The sequence below is a fragment of the Candidatus Neomarinimicrobiota bacterium genome (assembly GCA_017656425.1).
GTDB lineage: Bacteria > Fidelibacterota > UBA2242 > UBA2242 > B5-G15 > JACDNV01.
In genome coordinates this window covers 52,341-74,334 of record JACDNV010000008.1, presented here as the reverse complement: position 1 = coordinate 74,334, position 21,994 = coordinate 52,341, and the positions used below count along the sequence as shown (strand labels likewise).

The window sequence follows — 21,994 nt, the reverse complement described above, 5'->3', positions numbered from 1 at the left end:
TGTCCACCCTGACTATATCTGAAGACGAAGCAACTGTTTGTGTAGAAACGAGAATCTGGAATCAATCAATCTCCACACGAGAAGTAATACTTGAGAATATCATTGTAAACGAATGTGGAAGCAAACTGCAACGTGATTTTCTTGTCGTGAATCAAATAGGTAATAGAGTAACATGTCAATAGATTAATCCATATCTAGTTATGTCAATCAGCTCTTGACAGCAGGTTGGGAATCCACTTTTCTACAGTAAACCCATAAGATTTGGATTCAAGACGAATGTTGTCAAACAATTTTAGTACCTCGGATATCGGCATATTATAATCGGAATATATGTAGTATTTACTGTATTACTAGAGTAATATAAGTACTGAATTATGTGGCTGAAGTATTCAAAGGAGAGAAACTAGCAGTCATACAGGAAGATTATTTTGAAACAAATAATTTGAGCAGTGTCATAAATATAGTTCGACCAAGGTGTGTAAAACAAATATTATCGAAAAAGATGATATTGATAAAATGCTTTTAGTAAACGTGTTAATCTACTATATGCACAGTTAAAAGGAGGTAAGGATGAAATTTAAAATTTTTCTGACATTATTTATGATACCATTTATAATTTTTAATAGTACTTGTGCTTCAGGAGATGGTAACCCAACTAAACCTCGTATTATCGTTAGCACAGACATAGGTGGGACAGATAATGATGATTTTCAATCAATGGTGCATCTGCTAGTTTATGCCGATATGTTTGATATCGAAGGTCTTATTTCTTCTCCCTATGGAAATGGACGTAAACAGCATATCCTTGAAGTTATTAACGCATATGAAAAAGATTATCCCAATCTTATAACCTATTCTTCTGACTATCCTCATCCTGATTCATTGCGTAAAATCGTAAAACAAGGAGCAATAGAAATTGTCAATCCAATTGGTTATAGTAATCCAACAGAAGGTTCTAATTGGATTATAGAATGTGCAAAACGAGATGATTCCAGACCTCTACATGTTCTCGTTTGGGGAGGTCTTGAAGACCTTGCTCAAGCATTACATGATGCGCCAGAGATTGTGCCAAAACTACGTGTTTATTGGATCGGTGGTCCTAACAAAAAATGGTCAGTTAATGCATATCAGTATATAGCAAAGAATTTTCCAGAGTTATGGATCATTGAATCAAATGCAACATATCGGGGCTGGTTTAAAGGAGGATATCAAGTTGGAGAATATAGTAATAGCAGTTTTGTGAATTCTCATGTTAAGGGTCATGGAGCCTTAGGGAATCTGTTTTATTCAAAACTACCTGAACTTAAAATGGGCGATACACCATCAGTTGCTCGTTTAATTAATGGAAACCCTGACGATCCTACACAACCCAGCTGGGGTGGTCAGTACGTGCGTGCATGGAATCGACCCTATAAACTTTTCAATAGACTTACTACTGAAAGCGACAGCCTGGAGGTATTTGGCGTACTTGAATTACACTTACCATTTGATACAACAACAGTTACAGACCCAATGGCAATAATGCAGATAGACAGGGATATACCCGGATTTGTTGTGAAAGATACAGTTATATTCCTTTTCTCTCCTAAATATGCTGGAAAATTTAGGTACAGAATTAGTAGTAATATACCAGAGCTCAGAAATAAAATGGGTACTATAACAGTATATCCTACTCCTGAGACAAACAAACTGCACCCAGACCCGAACTTGCCAAACTGGTGGACAGATAATCCCTCAGAAGAGTTGAAAGAAGAGGAACATATTGGAGCAAAAACAATAAACAAATGGCGAGTAGATTACCTTAATGATTTTGCCAAGCGTATGGATCGATGTAAGAATCCACTTAAGTAGCCATACGAAAGCAGCAATATCAAGATTTCATGTTATCTTGGAATTATCCGAATCCATTTAATCCAACATCATGGATAGGATAGACAATCAAATACCAGAAAATAGTAAATAATATTGTAATAATGAGGGTGTATAATATACTTAGTAAAGAAGAAGCAATGTTAATAAATGGCAATAACGATGCATGGAATCATGCAGTAACCTTTCAATACATGTTATCTAACTGCCAGTGTATATTTTTATACAAATTAATCAAATAATTACACGTTGAGAAAAAGATGTTGCTTGTGAAATAAGTATTTTGATATATAAACTTATAAAATTGAGTCAATTATTAGCCTTGTTCAAAATACCAACTAATTAGTAATTAATAGGTATTGAGCAATATTGTACCCCTCTCGCATCTCAATTAAAGGGAATTGATCTTTGTTTCCAGATCTCTTGAAAAAAGTAGGGGGATAACTTGGTCAAAGAGGGAAATACAATAGGATTGCTTCCTGAATAATGTGAATTTCTATACCATACCATCTTTGTGACCGTTTTCGCATAGTTTTATACAACGTAGATGATAGTTAAAACTTTCATTGCTTTCTAATATATTTTAACGGATAGTCTTATAAAACTGATTGAAAATTAAAATAAATAAGTGAACAACGAGGATCGAGTGACGGAATATTCTTTTAGTCTAGTAATGGTGAATGTCTTTTTCTAAATTCTTTAGGACTACAATGACATATTTCTCGAAAGGCAGAATTAAATCGACTTAGGGAATTAAAACCTGCTTCAAAAGCAATTTCGGTAATTTTCTTTCTAGACACACAAAGCTGTCGCTGTACATGAAGGATCCTTTGCATGAGTAGATATTTATTCAACGTCATGCCAAAGGATTTTTTGAATATGGTATTTGCATAATCGGGATGGAGTCCAACAGCCTTTGCGATATCTTCATTTTTAATTGGCTTCGTATAATTACGAGCAATAAAAATAATAATTTTCTCAATCCTGTCGATCATCGAGAACTCATGTTCTCCCTCCTTATCCGCATCACATTCAGCAGGTATTGAGTTAAGTGCAAACCGGTTCAAACGAGCACGTATTTCCATCTTTGCTACTTCGATATGTTTTAAATTTCCGGTCGAAATATCTCGAAGCCAGTTTTCCATCAAATATTTATCATACTGATAATTTGTATCCATGGCTTCGATTACAACTTTGCCTTTTAAAATATGGTCTTTAAATGAAGGTAGCAATTGCCACTCCATAAATTCCGCAAAAGGAATAGTGCACACATAATAGGGCACTTGATGACTGAAGCGTATGATTTGATGGGGCATGAGTGCCCAAAAAACCGTCAGCCGCTTTGAAGGTATCGTGATTTTCTTGTCATGAACCAAATAGGTAATAGAGCCACCTGTCAATAGATTAATTTCGATTTCATTATGTCTATCAGCTCTGGGCATCAGATTAGGAATCCACTTTTCTACCGTGAATCCATAAGGTTTAAATTCAGGACGACTACTATCGAAAGTCTTTAAATTCTCGGAATTCAGCATATTCTGCTCTCAAAAAAGGTAGTCCTTAAACTATTCATATAATAAAATAATATGACAAAGGTTAATTGTCAAGACAATTTTTACGAAGAATTTGGTGAGCCAGTTGTTGAAGTTTTAGACCATTGGGAAAGGAGGTGAAGAAAATAACTATTCTTGATGATACTGTAATTATTAGACGGTTAGGTGTATTATTAATTTAAAAAAAGGGGGATGCTTATGAAAACGAGGAGAATTTTACCAGGTTTGGTTGTTTTGCTAATGTTAATGTACTTGAATTTTGCCTTTTCAGCTGATCCATACCTGATCAAGTCCGCCACCAATGACGTAGTTGTTTGGGATTTTGAAAACGGAAACGATCATGGATTTCAATTGAGGTGTTTAATACCGGCGACTCCTGCTGCCGATAATCCAGATATAGCTGGTGATGAGCAAATAACAGGTGTAACGACTCCAGCAGAGCCAAATGCAGCACCAGAAACAGGTCTACCGTATGCTGGTGTAGCCTGGACTATTGGTCCTCCCAACCAGTTTGATGGCCAACAGCCTGCAGTTATAGAAGGTTGTCATGTTGTAGATGGCGTATTACAATATGGTCCATGCAACGATCCGTTTAAAGCTGTGTTTGGCGAACCGCCTTATGACTTTACAAACGCTCGCGGTCAGTCCAGTTACCTCAATACCTACAATTTGAGCCAATGGGGTGACAATCTACACTCCGAAGACAATGATCAGATTGCCACATCTCCTCCCGTTTTGTTAGGTGAGGGAGCAGTTCTGAAGGTTTGGGCTGCAGGCGGTAGCGATAGCCGAATAGCCCCGGAATTTGATCCAGTCGAAGGAGAAGGCTACGCTACAAACTCCTGTGGTATAGCAGTACTCTCCGCTGACGATAATTCACTGCTAGCCAGTTTACTGATAGCAGCCACAGCACTAGAAGCTGGAGCAGAGCCAGATTCCTTTGAGCTCGACCTTTCAGATCTGGCGGGTCAGAAAGTTATTATTGAGGTTGTGGATGCCTTTGAGGGTGGCTGGGGATGGATTGCTGTTGATGAGATCCGAATCACCCACGCATCAGTTGCTAATAGGATAGCCAGTGAACCAAACGCTACACCAGCGACTTTTGAACTTATGCAGAATTATCCGAATCCATTTAATCCAATCACGGTCATCAATTACACCCTTTTCAGACCGGGTTATGTTACATTGACTGTTTTCGATTTGCATGGCAATGAGGTTGCTAAATTGGTTAATGAGAAGAAATCGGGAGGTACACACACCGTTTATTTCGACGGAACAAATCTAGCCAACGGTATTTACTTTTACAGACTGAAATCGGGTTCAGATGTGATGACCAAAAAAATGTTGTTACTCAAGTAATTTCAAATATTATCTCATGGACGGATTCAACAGGATTACCCTCCGTGTTGAATCCGTCCATATATTAATGATGAATATAATTATGTGATTATAAAAACCGGCATACTAATTCTTCAAATCATAATCTCTGATAATTAACAACAATAATAAGTTAATATTTTTATATTACTGAATACGCGACATGATCTAATGAAACAGAATAAATGAAACGCTTTTTTAATAGCAACTGTAGCCTGATGGTTCAGTTCTCTGGTTTCAATAAAAGTATCGCAGGTTAATTGCCATCAAAAGTCTTTAAAATCTAGGAATCCAGCATATTCTATCCGAAATAGATGTAGCATTCCTTCTATTACTAGAATATAATTGCATTGGGGATAATGATAATTATGAGAACCATTTTTTTCCCAGTGTTAATTTTATTATCGCTGATTTCACAAGAGTTTGCACATGGAATACAACAAAAACCACGAATTATAATCATGACTGATCTTGGAGCAGATCCGGATGACCAGCAATCGATGGTTCACTTTCTACTAATGAGTAACGAATTCGATGTTGAAGGGATTATTGTAACAACCAGCTGCTGGAAAAAGTCTCAATCAAATATAAACATGTTGATTGATATACTAAATGCTTATGGGCAGATTGTTTCCAATCTCAAAGTACATGATCCCGATTATCCATCTCTTGAATACCTACAGTCCATTTCCAAATTGGGTCAACGCAGCTATGGTATGGACGATGTTGGTCCAGGCAAAGATAGTCCTGGTTCTGAACTAATCATATCTGCTGTTGATAAGGATGATCCACGACCTGTTTGGATATGTTGTTGGGGTGGTGCTAACACACTTGCTCAAGCACTATGGAAAGTACAGAATACAAGAACTCCTGAAGAAGTTCAAAAATTTTTAAGTAAAATACGCGTTTATGATGTTCTCGGTCAAGATGATGCAGGCGCTTGGATAGCTAAAAATTTTCCAGAGGTGATTTATATAAGGGCTACAGGAGTCTATGGTTGGCAATACAGTGATACTTGGATAGATACTAATATACAGAATCATGGTCCTTTGGGTGCCGTATATCCTGATAGAAAATGGGCAACAGAAGGAGATTCACCGTCATTCTTCCATGTTTTTCCCAATGGTCTCAACAATCCCGATGAAGTCTGGCAGGGTGGCTGGGGTGGTCGATTTGACCGTGAGAAAAAGGCTGGTATTCGAGGTATGTCAGCCGTGAGTGGTGAAGAAGAATATGATCCCTACTACATGTATGGTAATACTTCAGAAGGGAGTGGTTCTATAAGTCGATGGAAGAATGCTATATACAATGATTTTGCAACGCGAATGGATTGGTCGATAACAAGTAATTATTCTGAAGTAAACCATCATCCTGTTGCAATAGTAAATGGTGATTCCACTAAAAAGGTTTTAATAATGAATGCGAGACCTGGAGAAACCATCACACTGAGTGCAAAAGATTCATACGATCCTGATGGTGATTCGCTTTCGTTCAAATGGTTCTATTATATGAATCCAAGTACATATAAGAAAAAAGTAACCATTAAAAATAGTACCACAGATACTCCTAAGGTAAATATTCCATCAGGTGCAGACAGTGCGGAACTACATATAATTCTAGAACTACATGATTCAGGCAATCCTAATCTTTATGCATATAGACGCATTATTATCAATGTAAATAATAATACTGGCGTAGAATCATCGAAATCAGACATAATTCCGAAAGCATTCAAGTTACATCAAAATTTTCCAAATCCTTTCAATAGCGAGACAGTCATTGAATATGAAATTCCGTTCAATTCGTTTGTCACATTGAAAATCTATGATATTCTGGGGCAAGAAATAGTGAGTTTGGTAGCAAAGAAACAGGTTGCAGGGAAATATCAAGTAAAATGGAATGCCTCTAGTTTACCAAGTGGTTTATACTTTTATAAACTGTATGCAGGTAGATTCAAAGAGACAAAAAGTATGTTATTGATTCGATAATATTAAATATTTATTCATTTTTTATGTAACAATAGTTTTATGAAAACAATAAATTAATATTCATTTTTGAAGGTTTTTGTGTAAGGCATGTTTAGTCAAAAAATTAATATAAACATCAAAGGGAGGATCTTATGGTATTAATAAGTAATTATTGGTTGGCCGTATGTGCATTCATCTTTTGTATGATTTGTTGGGGATCATGGTCTAATACTCAAAAACTTGCAGCGAAAACTTGGCGTTTTGAATTATTCTATTGGGATTTTGTAACCGGATTGGTACTCACATCGCTCTTGTGGGGATTTACTCTGGGAAGCCTCGGCAAACATGGAAGGGCTTTTTGGGTAGACATGCAACAGGCTGATTTACAAAGTATTTTTTATGCGATGCTTGGCGGCACAGTCTGGAATATTGGAAATTTGCTTCTCGTAGCCGCGATTGCTGTAGCAGGCATGGCAGTTGCGTTTCCGATCGGCGGAGGTATTGCATGGCTTGGTGGGATTATCTTCAATTATATTATTGAAGTAAGTGGTGGCGCTAAGGTATCGGTTTTACCAACAGTAATGTTACTCATTGGCGTCATTATAGTTTTAATTGCAATTTACTTAATTATGGTTGCTTATAAAAAACTAACTTCTCAAAAACAGGAGACATCCACAAAGGGTATTGTTTTATCGATCCTGGCCGGTCTCTTTATCGCTTTCTTCTACGGATTTGTTGTGAAATCTCTTGATCCACAATTCGTAACTGGAGGAATGGGAAACCTCGGACCTTTTAATGGAGTGTTTTTCTTCACACTTGGCGCTTTCCTAACAACATTTATTTTCAATCCATTTTTTATGGCAAAGCCAGTTCAAGGCGAACCTGTTAAAATAAAACAATATTTTTCAGGTAACCTGAAAACACACTTAATAGGCGTATTAGGCGGATTTATTTGGGCATCGGGCATGGCAGTCAGTTTTATGGCAGTAGGTGCTGGAGATCCAGCTGTTTCGTACGCACTCAGTAATGCTGCACCGGTTGTGGCAATGCTCTGGGGTGTATTTGTATGGAAAGAGTTTAAAGATGCACCTCCAGGAACCAATAAAATTCTTGCGATTATGTTCACCTTATACTTGATTGGTCTCGTTATAATTACTGCATCTAAAGTTATTTAATGAAAAAAATATAATGGCAGATGCAAAAACCTTATCAGTAGATGAAAGAATATGAAAAAAACATGTAATCCAAAAGTGACTATCTTATACAAACAATTCAGAAATGCTTATCAGTGTATGGAAAGCCATAAAGAACTTGGCATTAATCATCCAGACATAGCCAATAGTATGAAAGATAAGATATCATTGTGGTTGCTGTGTGATTACGTTTAATACCCATTGTATTAAATGAATTAGTTCCTTTTGATTGAAGTAACTTAAGTAGACTTTTGAACTATAGCGAGGTAAGGGGATAATGTTAAGAACAAGCAGAATCAAAGAATTAGAACTTAGAGCGGCTAAAATCAGAAAAAAAACACTTGAAATTATCTATTTAGCTAAATCTGGACATACCGGTGGCTCTTTGTCATGCATAGAAATATTGACTGTTTTATATTTTCATGTAATGAACATTGACCCAAAGAATCCAAAGAAAGATGATAGAGATCGTTTTGTCATGAGTAAAGGCCATAGTGTAGAAGCATTGTATACTACATTGGCTTCAGCTGGTTTTTTTGAGGATAGTCTTCTTGATACATACGGTTCTTTTAAATCACCACTTGCTGGCCATCCGATAAATAAAATTCCAGGGATTGAATTAAATACTGGTGCCTTAGGGCATGGATTATCCTTCGGAGTAGGAGTATCCCTTGCTGCTAAAATGGATAAGAAAACGTTTCATACTTATGTATTAATGGGAGATGGAGAATTAGATGAAGGTTCAGTTTATGAGGCTGCCATGGCAGCAAGTCATTACAGATTGGATAATCTGGTAGCTATTATTGACAGAAATAGGTTACAAATTAGTGGAAGAACAGAGGATGTGATGACATTGGAACCCTTAAAGCCGCGGTGGGAAGCATTCGGTTGGCAAGTTTTTGAGGTAAATGGGAATAATATTGAAGACCTAATCAAAATGTTTGACTCATTGGATTATACAAATAAAAAGCCAAAGTTGATAATTGCCAGGACTACAAAGGGTTATGGGGTATCATTTATCGAAGGAGTAGCAAAATGGCATCACGGTGTACCAGATGAAGAACAATTTAAAATAGCAATGGCAGAAATAGATGAACAAATTCAAAAATTAGAAGGATCTTAGTGGAGTATGACTATGTCAGGTACAAATACGATACCATGTCGAAGAATGTTTACAGATACACTATTGGAGTTAGCAAAAAAGGATAAAAACATTATTGCAATTACCACAGATGCCCGCGGTTCTGTAACACTTAATTCTTTTGCAAAAGAACTTCCATCTCAATTTGTAGAACTCGGTGTTGCGGAGCAGAATGCCGTTGGAGTTGGGGCCGGGATAGCCTCAGCTGGGAAAAAGGTATTTGTTTGTGGACCAGCATGTTTTTACGTCGCTCGCGCATTAGAACAGATAAAATTAGACATTGTTTATTCAGGGTATCCTGTAAAAATTTTGGGTGTTAGTGGTGGAGTTAGTTACGGTGCATTAGGATATTCTCACCACAGTCTTCATGACATTGCAGTACTTAGAACATTTCCCGGTTTAAATATTGTATTACCATGCGATATCTATCAAACAAAGCGGTTAGTAGAGGAGCTAATCGATTATCCTTCCCCTGTTTATATTCGTGTTGGAAGAAATGCAGTGCCGAATGTATATGAAAATGAAAATATAGAATTTAAAATTGGTAAAGCAAACCAACTTCTTGATGGTAATGATTTGACATTAATTGGGACAGGAGAAACTGTTTACCACTGCTACCAAGCAGGGAAAATGCTGCATGAGAGAGGCATAAAAGCTCGGGTCGTTGATATGCATACAATAAAACCATTCGATAGTGATATTGTGATAAAAGCTGCAGTAGAAACAGGTAAAATTATTACGGTTGAAGAACATAGTATTTACGGCGGTTTGGGGAGTTCTGTGGCAGAAGTAGTCTCCCAAAATCATCCAGTACCTGTTAAAATCCTCGGTATACCAGATGAGTTTGCTGCTCATGGTAAACCTCCAGAGATATTCAAATATTATGGTTTAGACAGTGAAGGTATTTTTAAGACAGCATTAAATTTTATTGAATGTCAAAAACCAACAAATCTATAGGAGGGATAGAATCAATGAAATATATAGTAGCCATAGATCAAAGTACTTCAGCAACAAAATCAATGTTATTTGACGAGAAATTAAACTTAGTCGCTCGAGCATCAGTTGAGCACAAGCAATATTATCCTCAACCTGGTTGGGTTGAACATGATGCAGAAGAAATTCTCCATAACACATACAAATCTGTAGAACTACTATTGCAAAAAAGTAAAATTACTCCAAATGAGGTTTCTTCTGTAGCTATAACAAATCAACGTGAAACAGTTGTTGTGTGGGATAAGTTTACGGGGAAACCAATTTATAATGCTGTTGTTTGGCAATGTAATCGTGGTGCAAAAATTTGTGAAGACTTAATTGCGCAAGGACATGAGCAAAAAGTTTTAGAAAAAACAGGACTAATAATTAATCCTTATTTCCCAGCAAGTGGGGTTCAATGGATACTCGATAATGTGAAAAATGCCAGACAAGCGGCGTACGAAGGTCGCCTGATTTTAGGGACGATAGATACGTGGCTAATTTGGAATCTTACTTCAAAAAAAATACATGCAACTGATCATACCAATGCTTCGCGTACACTTCTATTTAATATAAATACTCTGGATTGGGACGACGAATTACTAGAGCTCTTTACAATACCACGATCCATGATGCCAGAAGTACTACCTTGCGATGCACATTATGGAACAACAAACATGAGCGGTTTATTACCCGAAGTTCCCATTGCGGGGGTATTAGGTGATTCGCATGGAGCGTTGGTAGGGCAAATGTGTTTTTCTCCCGGAATGGGAAAAGCCACTTATGGTACAGGTTCTTCTATCGCAATAAACATAGGTGAAAAAGTACAGCTACCCCCTCGAGGTTTAGTAACCTCGGTTGCATTTTCTTCTCTTGGAAAAGTTTTTTATGAATATGAAGGCAACATTCATTGCACTGGTGGTACAATAAAGTGGTTGCAAGATAATTTAATGCTTATTCAATCTGCAGAAGAAACAGAGGAAATTGCAAATAGTGTTGAAAGTACAGATGGAGTTTATTTTGTTCCGGCATTTGCAGGATTAGGTGCACCATGGTGGAATCACAATGCAAAAGCACTAATTTGTGGAATGAATCGTGGAACCACAAAAGCGCACATAGTACGTGCAGCGTTGGAATCAATTGCCTACCAAATAAAAGATTTAATAACGCTTATTCAAGAGTCTGGTATCGAAATAACTGAGATACGCGTTGATGGCGGACCAACTAGGAATAAATTCTTGATGCAATTTCAAGCGGATATGTTACAGAGAAAAATTAATGTTTCACCAATTGAGGAAGCATCAGCCTTAGGTGCGGTGATTATGAATGGATTCGCATTAAGACGATGGACTAAATTCGAAGACGTTACTTCATTGCGAAAAGGAAATGAATATATTGTACCAAAGATGTCAATAGAAAAAGTTGAATCTCTTTATAATGGCTGGAAAAAAGCAATACAACGTACTATCTTATAACAAAAACCAATATAAAGGAGGGTAAACAATGGCGTACAAACAAAAACTTACATTTGGCCTCATCGTAGGCACAAGAGATATTTTCAACGTAAAGCTTGCCCAAGAAGCTAGAGAGGTCTTGTTACGCAAAATGGAAAAGTTAGGCTATGATTATGTCATTCTACCTACAACAGAAACTCCCAGTGGCGTTGTCGATACTTATGAAGACGGCAAGAAATGTGCGAAATTTTTCCGTGAAAATCTGGAGAAAATAGACGGAGTTATTGTAGTTCTTCCAAATTTTAGTAATGAATTAGGAATTGTAAATGCAATCAAATTATCAGGATTAAATGTACCCATACTTGTTCAGGCCTGTGATGATGATAATGACAAAGTAGATGTCTATAGCCGAAGAGATGCTTTCTGTGGTAAAATAAGTGTTTGCAATAATTTTTATCAGTATGGAATAAAGTTTACTGATACAACGTACCACACCTATCCGTTAGACAGTGAGATGTTCGATCAAGATGTAAGAAAGTTTGCTGCTATTTGTCGTGTTGTAAATGGGCTTAGGAATGCTCGTATAGGTGCAATTGGTGCTCGTCCATCCCCTTTTCAGACAATGCGTGCAAGCGAAAAGCTCCTTCAGGCATCAGGTATAACAGTAGTAACAGTAGATCTTTCCGAAATCATTGGATCTGCTAATAAAATAGATAATAATTCTGCAGAATTAAAGTCCAAGATTAATGAAATTAAAGCCTATGGCAAAATTGATCCACGAGCAAAAGAAGAACAAATAATTCGTCAGGCTAAATTTACTATTGCGGTAGAAAACTGGTTACAAGCAAATGAAATTGATGCTAGTGCTATTGAATGCTGGGATTCATTGCAACATAATTTTGGGTGTGCATCATGTTTGACAATGAGTATGCTGGGTGAAAGATTAATGCCAAGCGCCTGTGAAGTGGACATTACTGGTGCTGTTTCTATGTACGCATTAACGTTAGCTTCTGGAAATCCATCCGCACTGCTTGATTGGAATAACAACTTTGCTCAAGAAAGAAACAAATGCGTCTGCACACACTGCAGTAACTATCCAAAGAGCTTCATGCAGAATACACCTACAATAGGTTCCTTGGATGTATTAGGTACAGTATTGGGTCAAGAAGATACTTTCGGTGCTGTAAAAGGACCCGTTGCCCCTGGTGATTTCACATTCTTTCGTATCTCAACAGATGATTTGAGGGGTACTATAAAATCATACCTTGGCGTTGGCAAGTTCACCGCAGATGAATATGGAATGGATGGCGGTATTGCTGTAACAGAAGTTAATAATCTTCAGCAGTTATTGAAATATATATGTAAGAATGGTTTTGAGCACCATGTAGCAATGGTACGCGGAAAAGTTGCTGAAATACTAGAAGAAGCAATAGGAAATTACTTAGGATGGGACATTTATAAGCACAGCTAAAATACTTATTTTTATTTGGTCTAATGTAAATTACATCTGTAAAAATATTTTACAGTCTCTGTAAAAGGGGAGCTATTTCATTATAAGAGGGAGGGTAATAAAATGAACCGGTATATGAGAATTTTTATTTTTTTAAGCCTGATCTTTTATGCCTGCTACGCATTTGCCCAGAGTAAAATTGGATATGAAAGACCTCGTGTTATCGTCACAACCGATGGCGAGATCGACGACATGTGTTCTATGGTACGGTTCCTGCTATATGCCAATGAATTTGACGTTGAAGCAATAATTCTCTCCAGTTCGCAATACCACTGGCGTGGACATAAATGGGCGGGGGATGACTGGATCAAGCCATATCTGAATGCCTACGCACAGGTATATCCAAATCTTATTAAACACGACAGCAGGTATCCCACACCGGAGTATCTGAAGTCACGCACTGCTGTCGGGAATGTGAACACTGAGGGTGAAATGGATGAGATTACCCCCGGCTCACAACTCATTGTAAATGTCCTTCTGGATGAAACAGACTGCCGTCCGATCTGGCTTCAGGCTTGGGGCGGTCCTAATACCATCGCCAGGGCTCTCAAAACCATCGAAGAAGAGCACCCTGATAAAATGGCAGAGGTCGCGAAGAAGATCCGGCTTTACTTAATCTGGGAGCAGGATAGTACCTATCAGAGCTACATCCGTCCGCACTGGGGAAAGTACAACATTCTCACAATCACCTCTGACCAGTTCCTTGCTATGGCGTACAAACATCAGAGGCGGGCGATACCTCAGGAAATGAAGCTTTACTTTTCCGCAGAATGGATGATGCAAAACATCTTGCAGGACCGCGGACCTCTCCTCGCCTTGTACAAGGCGAACGATGATGGAAGCTTCCGCTCTGAGGGTGACTCCCCTGCTTTTCTGCATGTAGTCCCAAACGGTCTGCGAAGTACCGAGTCACCCGACTGGGGTGGCTGGGGCGGCCGGTTCGTACGCGTGCGCGAGAATACCTGGCTCGATCCTGTGTTGGAGCCTGGCTACCAATATCCTGAAGGAAGATGGTATACCAGAACAGCCTGGGGACGCAGTCGCCTGAGAAAGAAAATCCAGAACGACACTCTACTTACTGCCTATTTCAAGCCCCAGTGGCGTTGGATTGATGCAATTCAAAATGACTTTGCAGCACGAGCTGACTGGTGCGTAAAGTCTTATGAAGAAGCCAATCATCCACCTGTGGTCAAGCTTGCCCATCCGCTCGACTTGAAAGCTCGTCCTGGAGAGAAAATTCTACTAAGTGCTAAATGGTCCACAGATCCCGACGGAGACGCTTTGACCTATCGTTGGTGGCAGTATGAGGAAGCAGATACCTATGAGGGAACCGTCAAGATCGCAAATGCGGACCAGCAGAATGCCTCATTTGTCGTACCCGCAGACGCCAAGAAAGGAGATACCATTCATATCATCTGTGAGGTAACGGACAACGGTACACCACCGTTGACGAGATATCAGCGTATAGTAATCAAAATTCAATAGCAAGACCCAAATTGAATAATTATCGAGTAATTAAATTATAGAGATAAAAACGATGTCTGTAAAAACTGAACGATTAATAATAAGCGTTTTTCTATTTTTTTGTATTATTTTGTATCCCTTGTCTGACTGTTTGATTAAAGAGGAAACTCCTTCTTTAAGAATTTCGGGAAACGGTAGATATTTCATTACGGAAAACGGAAAGCCATTTTTCTGGCTCGGAGATACTGGGTGGTTACTACTTAAAAAGTTATCACGCGAGGATATTAAAAAATACTTCAAGATAAGAAAAAAACAAGGCTTTAATGTTATTCAAATTATGATTATTCACGATTTAAAGAGACCTGTAAATTTTTATGGTGATTCAGCTTTTACTGGTAAGGACATTTCAAAACCTCTTGTTACCCCTGGTAATTCATTTGAAAATAGTGATGAATATGACTTCTGGGATCATCTTGATTTCGTTGTTAATCTGGCTGATAAACACAAATTATATCTTGCACTGGTCCCTATATGGGGAAGTAATGTAAGAAAAGGCATGGTCAATTCGAAACAAATAGAGCGATATGCAAGTTTTCTGGCAAGTCGGTATGGAATGAAAAACAATATTATATGGCTTAATGGTGGCGATGCACTCGGTAGTGATTCAACAAATATCTGGAATACACTTGGAAACACATTGCACGAAAAATGCAAAAATCAAGTGATTTCATTTCATCCCTTCGGGAGAACATCCTCTTCATTATGGTTTCATAATGAAAATTGGCTTGATTTTAACATGTTCCAATCGGGCCATAAAAGGTATGATCAAGATACCTCCGGTTTGCAATTTGGTGAGGATAACTGGAAGTATGTTTTTATGGATTATAATAAACAACCAGCAAAACCAACACTGGACGGCGAACCATCATATGAAGATATTCCACAGGGTCTTCATGATACAACTCAACCGCGCTGGACAGCAAGAGATGTACGTAGATACGCTTATTGGTCAGTACTGGCAGGTGCATGCGGTTTTACCTATGGTCATAATTCAGTAATGCAATTTTATAGACCAGGGGATAGTCATAAAGCATATGGTGTAAGAGCATACTGGTTTGATGTTTTAAATAGTGATGGTGCCAGACAAATGAAATATTTCCGAAAACTAATGGAGAAATATCTCTACTTCAAATTAGTCCCAGATACAAATCTTGTTTGCGGAAACAGGGGACAGAAATACGAATATATAGCATCTGCGCGAAACGAGAAATACGCCCTGTTTTATATCTATACTGGAAGGAAGTTTTGTATAAATGCGAAACTTCTACCAGGGAAAAAACTCAGATTGCTATGGTATAATCCCGAGAATGGTAGTAAAACGCATAGTAGTATTATAGAAAGAAAAAGTTCTTTAACTATAACACCTCCGGTTGAAGGTAGAGATTGGTTACTTGTAGTTGAATTTTTAAATTGACAATACCCAGAATCCAATATGTTTACTGATGAGATTTATTATTTTTCATATGTTTATTCTTATGTGAATATTATAAAGAAGAACAAAAAGAACTGAGACTAATTTGAAATCGGGAGAATATAGTATTGCCCGGAATGAATAGAATATTTTAAGTTAGGTAATTAAATTAATAAATGGTGGCGATTTATAACAATAAATGAAGTTTGGAGGAGATGATGTGTAAAAAATTTTGCTTGCTGTTTTTTTTTATTAAGTTTATTTATAATATCTTTTTCGCAACAAAATTTTAAAAATGGTATTGTGGAAGAGGAATTTATCTTTGATAAAGCTCCTTTTCCTTCATGTCATGCTGCTACAGTAGCTATTACATCTGATGGTCCGGTTGCAGCCTGGTTTGGTGGTACGCATGAGGGTCAACCAGATGTTGGTATATGGTTTAGTAGAAAGATAAATGGGCAATGGTCTATACCTATTGAAGTGGCTAACGGTATTATTAATGATACTTTGAGATACCCATGCTGGAATCCGGTTTTGTTTTATGCTCCTGACAAGAAGTTATTTCTTTTTTATAAAATTGGTCCCAATCCCTCATCGTGGGAAGGTTATATGCGTATCTCCGCCGATAATGGTTTGACATGGAGTAAACAAATTAAATTGCCTTACGGCTTTATAGGTCCAGTCAAAAATAAACCTGTTTTGTTAGGTTATAATAAATTAATTTGTCCCTCTAGTACAGAAAACAGAGGTTGGAACATTCATTTTGAATTTACCTTTGATTTTGGAAAAAACTGGTTAAAGACGCAGGATATTAAAAAATCTTTCAAAGAAATTCAGGTTATTCAACCAACAATATTGGTTCATAGTCCCGATACATTGCAGGCATTATGCAGAAGTAAAAATAGAGCAATTTTTGAGAGCTGGTCTTACGATGGTGGATTTTCTTGGAACCCTCTAAATAAGACATCCTTGCCTAACAATAATTCAGGAATTGATGGAGTAACTCTTGCCGACGGAAGGTTTTTACTTGTATACAATCATAGCAAGCGGCTTCGTACACCTTTAAACGTTGCAGTATCCTACGATGGAATTCATTGGTATGCTGCTTTAATTCTTGAGAATTCAAAAGGTCGATATTCCTACCCTTCCGTAATTCTAGATAATGAAGGAATGGTTCATATCGTTTACGCCTGGCGAAGAGAGAGGATTAAATATGTAAAGGTAGATCCTTCGCAACTTGTGTTGGAGCCTATTGTAGATGGTAAATGGCCTGACTAATTAAAGAATGGTTTTAATACAAAATTTTAATTAATATGAAACGACGTGAAATTATAAAAGGCGGATTGATTTTTACTGTTGCTATGCCTTTTATCTCTGCATATAAAGGAATAAATAAAAATAATTTTTCTGAAAGTAAAAAAAGTATAAAGTAGGGATATGTGACTGGATGATTTTAAAAAGACAAAAACCGGGATCGTTTAAATTAGCAGCTGAAATTGGAGCTGATGGAGTTGAAGTTGATATGGGTGGTCTTGGGAATAGAGATACTTTTGATAATAAGTTATTGGATCCTGTTTTTAGAAATGATTTTTTGAATGAAGCGGAAAAATATAATATAGAAATTTGTTCAATTGCCATGTCGAGTTTTTATGCACAATCTTTTGCCGAAAGAGCTACTGTGCCTCTTATGATAAGAGATTGTATAAATACCATGCAATTGACAGGAGTAAAAACGATTCGACATACCATGTAATGTGGCGTGCAAATTATGAACCGGGCGAAATTGAAGTGGTGGCACGAAATAAAGGTAAAGTAATAAGAAAAAAAACTATCACAACTGCTTTACAACCCTATGCAATAAAGTTGGTTACCGGTAATAAAACTATTGATTACGATAAAAATGAAATTGATAATAAAAAGATTAATGATGAGATATAAATGCATTAAAGAGGTTTTGATTAGTTTATTAATATTTAAAATTTTTTCTATTCATGCTCAAATGGTAGATGGAAAATTTGCGGGTAATTACCCTCCGCCGCGCCAATATACCTGCCAACCGTGGGAAGATTCATATATAACATCTTTGAACCGTGATAGGTCCCGGTCAGTTTATTGTTCGTTTTCCACTGTCGAAGAAGCATTAAAATATTATCCGGAATATTGTAACCGGGTGAAGTATTTGAACGGTAAATGGAAATTTTTTCATGTTTCTTTGTCAGATAAAGATTTAATACCAAAAGATTTTACGGAAAAATATTATGAAAAATGGGAAGAAATTGATGTCCCTTCCAATTGGGAGATGAAAGGTTACGACTTTCCAATATATCGCAGTTCACGTTATCCTTTCTATCCTGTTATCCCGCCATATCTACCGGTTGAAGATAATAGCATAGGTATTTACCAGCGATATTTTCGAATACCAGCCGGTTGGGAAGGAATGAATATAACATTACGTTTCGAAGGTGTGGCCACTGCTTATAAAGTTTGGGTGAATGGTGCATTTGCAGGATATGGTGAAGACAGTTTTTTATCGTCCGAATTTAATATTACTCCGTATTTGGATTACGATAATGAAAATTTAATTGTAGTAGAAGTTATGCGGTGGGGCGACGGTGCCTATCTTGAAGATCAGGATCATTGGAGGTTGAGTGGAATTTTTCGTGATGTTATGATAATCGCAGAACCTTCATTAAGAATTGCTGACATTCACTGGCAAGCTAAAATTGACAGTACTTTTACTTCGGCTATTTTGAGCTTGCGGCCACGTCTTAAAAATTTTACAGGAAAAAAGATCGAAGGTTATAAAGTTAAAGCTTTTTTATTTGATGCCGAGAAAAAATTGGTAAGTAGTAAAATGGAATGTCAGGCCGAAAGAATACTTTATGAATCATACCCGCGACTTGATAACGTAAAGTTCGGAATTCTCGAAGATACTCTTTATAACATCCATCTGTGGAGTGATGAAACCCCGTATTTGTATACTCTTGTTGTTTCCCTTGAAGATAATGAAGGAAAAATCCTGGAAACTAAAAGTACTAGAGTAGGGTTCAGAAAAATTGAATTTTCAAAGAAAAATTCAAAATTGTTAATTAACGGAAAAGAAACCATGTTGTATGGGGTAAATCGACATGATCATAATCCCGTAAGAGGTAAAGCATTGACTAAAGATGATATTAAACAGGATTTGATTACTCTTAAAAGGTTTAATTTTAATTGTGTTCGTACAAGTCATTATCCTAATCATCCTTATTTTTACGATTTATGTGATGAATATGGAATTTTGGTAATAGATGAAGCGAATCTTGAAACCCATGGACTGGGCGGTAAATTAAGCAACGATCCTGCATGGACAAATGCTTTTATGGAAAGAGCCATAAGGATGGTGGAAAGGGATAAAAATCATCCCTCGGTTATTTCCTGGAGTTTAGGAAATGAGTCGGGTAGAGGACCGAATCATGCGGCAATGGCCGAGTGGATTCATGATTTTGATATAACCCGATTTGTTCATTACGAACCAGCTCAGGGAAATCATAGAGTCAAGGGTTATATTCCGCCAGGTTCGCCAGGTTATCCGAAAGATCATGCACATCGTATTCAGGTGCCTGTAGATCAGTATTATGTGGATGTTGTAAGTAGGTTCTATCCGGGAATTTTTACGCCGGAATTACTTGTTAATCAAGCTGGTGATAAAAGACCAATATTTTTTTCGGAGTATGCCCATTCTATGGGAAACTCCACAGGAAATCTGAAAGATTTTTGGGATTTGTTTCGTTCACTACCCAGGATTATTGGCGGATGCATATGGGATTTTAAAGATCAGGGAATCCTTAAAAAAGATTCTGCAGGAAATGAGTATTATGCATATGGGGGTGATTTTGGCGAGAAATATCATGACGGGAATTTTTGTATAAATGGAATAGTAGACCCTTCAGGAAGACCCAAACCTGCTATGTATGAATGTAAAAGAGTATTCCAACCCGTAGAATGTTCTCTTATCGATACCTCTGATGTTTTGGTAAAAATTGTTAACCGGCATGCTTCAGTTTCACTTCAACGGTATTTTGTTAAAATACAAATACTTGAAGATGGAGTCTTAAAAGTCGAAAAATATTTACCTTCGATTAATCTTGCAGCCGGTAAAGATACAATTATAAGTTTTAAATCTTTTTTCCCCAAATTTAAAAAAGGGAAAGAATATCTAATGAAAATTTCATTTTGTTTGAAAAGTGAAAAACCCTGGGCTCCGAAAGGATTCGAAATTGCTTCTAATCAGTTTAATCTTACATCTTTACCGTTGCTTAAACTTAAGAGCTTAATTAAAGATTCCGGATTAGAACTTGAAGAGTCTGATAGTACTTATCACATACGAAATAAAGAGTTTATCGTAACAATCTCAAAACAAAATGGCTTAATTACAGAATTTTCGGTTAATGGCATTAAATATATAAATAAGCCTTTAAAACCTGATTTTACAAGACCTTTAACCGATAATGACAGAAGAGGATGGAAACCTCATAAAAAGTTGAAAGAATGGTATCAGACCGGTGTTAAGCTAAACAGGATTGATGTTTTATACAATAACAATGATTCTGTAGGAATACTATCAGGTTTTACGGTTATTAAAAACAGAGCGGAATTGTCCTTAAAATATACTATTTATAAAACGGGAATAATTAAAGTGGGATACTTTCTTGATATAATTGATACAACCCTGCCTAATATACCTGCAATTGGTATGCAGTGTGGCATTAATAATAATCTTAATATGGTTAAATACTATGGAAGAGGACCTCAAGAAAATTATATTGATAGAAGATATGGTGCTGATGTGGGCATTTATGAAATGACTGTGGAGGAAATGAACGAACCTTATATAATGCCACAGGAAACAGGTAACAGAACTGATGTACGATGGATGATGCTGTATAACGGTAAAAACCCAAAGCAAAATCTTATTATTAAGGCCGACAGTTTATTGTCAATGAGTGTTTGGCCATGGACACAAGAAAATTTGAACAATGCAAAACATACAAATGAGCTTGTTAATCCCGGTTACCTTACCTTAAATATCGATTTGATTCAAATGGGAGTAGGAGGCAACACATCGTGGGATTACCTTGCAGCACCCCTTGAAAAATATCAAATACCTGCAAAAGATTATAAATACACTTTTGAAATATGTGCCAAAGGTATTATAAAATAAACTAGATTTATTTCTGATAATTTTTGTTAAAAATTTTAGGTCGATAGTTGAAAATCTATGATTTTATATTGATTGTACTTGAGAAAAGGGATATATATTATCCAACCTCCTCTTAAAAAATCTGTTTGAATTTTTTTTACAGGTACCATTTTAAAAATTTTGCAAGGTTTTAACGGAACACTTCATAAAGTTGTGGATTAAGCATAAATTTTAGCAAGCCGAAATAAGAAAAATAGTATATCAATAACCCCTCTTTGAGTAGCTCTAAAAGCTTTTATCTTAGCGTTAAATGATTCTGCTTCTATTATCAAAGAAGTTTAGTATTTCAGGATAATGAGAATATACCATTGCTGAAATAGTATTAAATGATTTATTATAATACGTTCCCATAGTTTTTTACTTGCTCTCGTTTTATGTTAAATCCACATGTCCATCCAACTACCACTCTTGTAAAAGTATCAATAACACTTAAAATATAGCAATGCCTTTTGTCTCTTTCTACCCAAACATCATTTCAAAACATTCTAATGGTTGTGTGGGTAAAACCTTTCTGTATTTTACAAATTCTCTATTTTGTTTCTTACGTTTTTCTTGCAATAATTGATTCTCTTTCATTAGTCAGTAAACTTTTTTATGATTTATTATGTAACCTCGCAATAATAATTCATAGGTCATTTTTCGATACCCATAATTTTTGTCTGAATCTTCTTTTATCTTTTTTATCTCTTTTATAACTTCATTATTATCAACCTTTTCAGTATTGCCATCTGTAAGTTTCAATGTTTGCTCAGTTGCCTTTTTACCTTTTTTGCCTCCTAAA

At 36.7% G+C, this 21,994-nt stretch carries 17 protein-coding genes; 15 read left to right on the top strand and 2 right to left on the bottom strand.

Translation table 11 applies throughout. The features are described from left to right. Positions 1 to 600: 600 nt before the first annotated feature. Positions 601 to 1,851, top strand: coding sequence for a DUF1593 domain-containing protein (locus H0Z29_07100; GenBank protein ID MBO8131267.1), 1,251 nt, complete (start codon positions 601 to 603; stop codon positions 1,849 to 1,851). Positions 1,852 to 2,531: 680 nt separating this feature from the next. On the opposite strand, the gene H0Z29_07095 is transcribed toward H0Z29_07100, so the two are convergent. Then, positions 2,532 to 3,404 carry a helix-turn-helix domain-containing protein gene (locus H0Z29_07095; GenBank protein MBO8131266.1) on the bottom strand — a complete coding sequence of 291 codons (873 nt, stop codon included), beginning with the start codon at positions 3,402 to 3,404 and terminating at the stop codon, positions 2,532 to 2,534. Positions 3,405 to 3,773: 369 nt separating this feature from the next. Between H0Z29_07095 and H0Z29_07090 the strand changes: the two genes are divergently transcribed. The 14 genes from H0Z29_07090 to H0Z29_07025 all read left to right on the top strand — a co-directional run bounded on the left by H0Z29_07090 (position 3,774) and on the right by H0Z29_07025 (position 21,174). Next, a complete protein-coding gene (locus H0Z29_07090) occupies positions 3,774 to 4,781 on the top strand; it encodes a T9SS type A sorting domain-containing protein (protein ID MBO8131265.1) in 1,008 nt (335 codons plus the stop codon). Between the two features lie 386 nt (positions 4,782 to 5,167). Then, positions 5,168 to 6,787 carry a DUF1593 domain-containing protein gene (locus H0Z29_07085; protein MBO8131264.1) on the top strand — a complete coding sequence of 540 codons (1,620 nt, stop codon included), beginning with the start codon at positions 5,168 to 5,170 and terminating at the stop codon, positions 6,785 to 6,787. A gap of 131 nt (positions 6,788 to 6,918) precedes the next feature. Continuing rightward, positions 6,919 to 7,941, top strand: coding sequence for a multidrug DMT transporter permease (locus tag H0Z29_07080; protein ID MBO8131263.1), 1,023 nt, complete (start codon positions 6,919 to 6,921; stop codon positions 7,939 to 7,941). 51 nt (positions 7,942 to 7,992) lie between these two features. Beyond that, positions 7,993 to 8,154 (top strand): hypothetical protein, encoded by a 162-nt coding sequence (locus H0Z29_07075; protein ID MBO8131262.1) that lies wholly within the window; start codon positions 7,993 to 7,995, stop codon positions 8,152 to 8,154. Positions 8,155 to 8,254: 100 nt separating this feature from the next. Next, entirely contained in the window at positions 8,255 to 9,082 is an 828-nt protein-coding gene (locus H0Z29_07070; protein MBO8131261.1) for a transketolase, read from the top strand. 12 nt (positions 9,083 to 9,094) lie between these two features. Then, on the top strand, positions 9,095 to 10,057 hold the full coding sequence (locus H0Z29_07065) for a transketolase family protein (protein MBO8131260.1): 963 nt from the start codon (positions 9,095 to 9,097) through the stop codon (positions 10,055 to 10,057). 14 nt (positions 10,058 to 10,071) lie between these two features. Further along, on the top strand, positions 10,072 to 11,547 hold the full coding sequence (gene glpK, locus H0Z29_07060; GenBank protein MBO8131259.1) for a glycerol kinase GlpK: 1,476 nt from the start codon (positions 10,072 to 10,074) through the stop codon (positions 11,545 to 11,547). A 28-nt stretch (positions 11,548 to 11,575) separates the two neighbouring features. After that, positions 11,576 to 12,997, top strand: coding sequence for a fucose isomerase (locus tag H0Z29_07055; GenBank protein ID MBO8131258.1), 1,422 nt, complete (start codon positions 11,576 to 11,578; stop codon positions 12,995 to 12,997). Positions 12,998 to 13,099: 102 nt separating this feature from the next. After that, positions 13,100 to 14,521, top strand: a complete 1,422-nt coding sequence (locus H0Z29_07050) for a DUF1593 domain-containing protein (GenBank protein MBO8131257.1) — start codon at positions 13,100 to 13,102, stop codon at positions 14,519 to 14,521. A gap of 52 nt (positions 14,522 to 14,573) precedes the next feature. Continuing rightward, positions 14,574 to 15,974: a glycoside hydrolase family 140 protein gene (locus H0Z29_07045; protein ID MBO8131256.1), complete on the top strand. Its 1,401-nt coding sequence runs from the start codon at positions 14,574 to 14,576 to the stop codon at positions 15,972 to 15,974. A gap of 261 nt (positions 15,975 to 16,235) precedes the next feature. Beyond that, positions 16,236 to 17,249, top strand: a complete 1,014-nt coding sequence (locus H0Z29_07040; GenBank protein ID MBO8131255.1) for an exo-alpha-sialidase — start codon at positions 16,236 to 16,238, stop codon at positions 17,247 to 17,249. A gap of 169 nt (positions 17,250 to 17,418) precedes the next feature. Further along, complete coding sequence (locus H0Z29_07035; protein ID MBO8131254.1) at positions 17,419 to 17,724, top strand: hypothetical protein; 306 nt, start codon at positions 17,419 to 17,421, stop codon at positions 17,722 to 17,724. Beyond that, complete coding sequence (locus tag H0Z29_07030; GenBank protein ID MBO8131253.1) at positions 17,724 to 17,909, top strand: hypothetical protein; 186 nt, start codon at positions 17,724 to 17,726, stop codon at positions 17,907 to 17,909. Before H0Z29_07035 ends, H0Z29_07030 begins: the two co-directional genes overlap by 1 nt. Next, on the top strand, positions 17,872 to 21,174 hold the full coding sequence (locus tag H0Z29_07025; protein ID MBO8131252.1) for a DUF4981 domain-containing protein: 3,303 nt from the start codon (positions 17,872 to 17,874) through the stop codon (positions 21,172 to 21,174). The genes H0Z29_07030 and H0Z29_07025 overlap by 38 nt, the downstream gene beginning before the upstream one ends. A 618-nt stretch (positions 21,175 to 21,792) precedes the next feature. Here H0Z29_07025 and H0Z29_07020 read toward each other — a convergent pair. After that, complete coding sequence (locus H0Z29_07020; GenBank protein ID MBO8131251.1) at positions 21,793 to 21,954, bottom strand: transposase; 162 nt, start codon at positions 21,952 to 21,954, stop codon at positions 21,793 to 21,795. Positions 21,955 to 21,994: the final 40 nt, after the last annotated feature.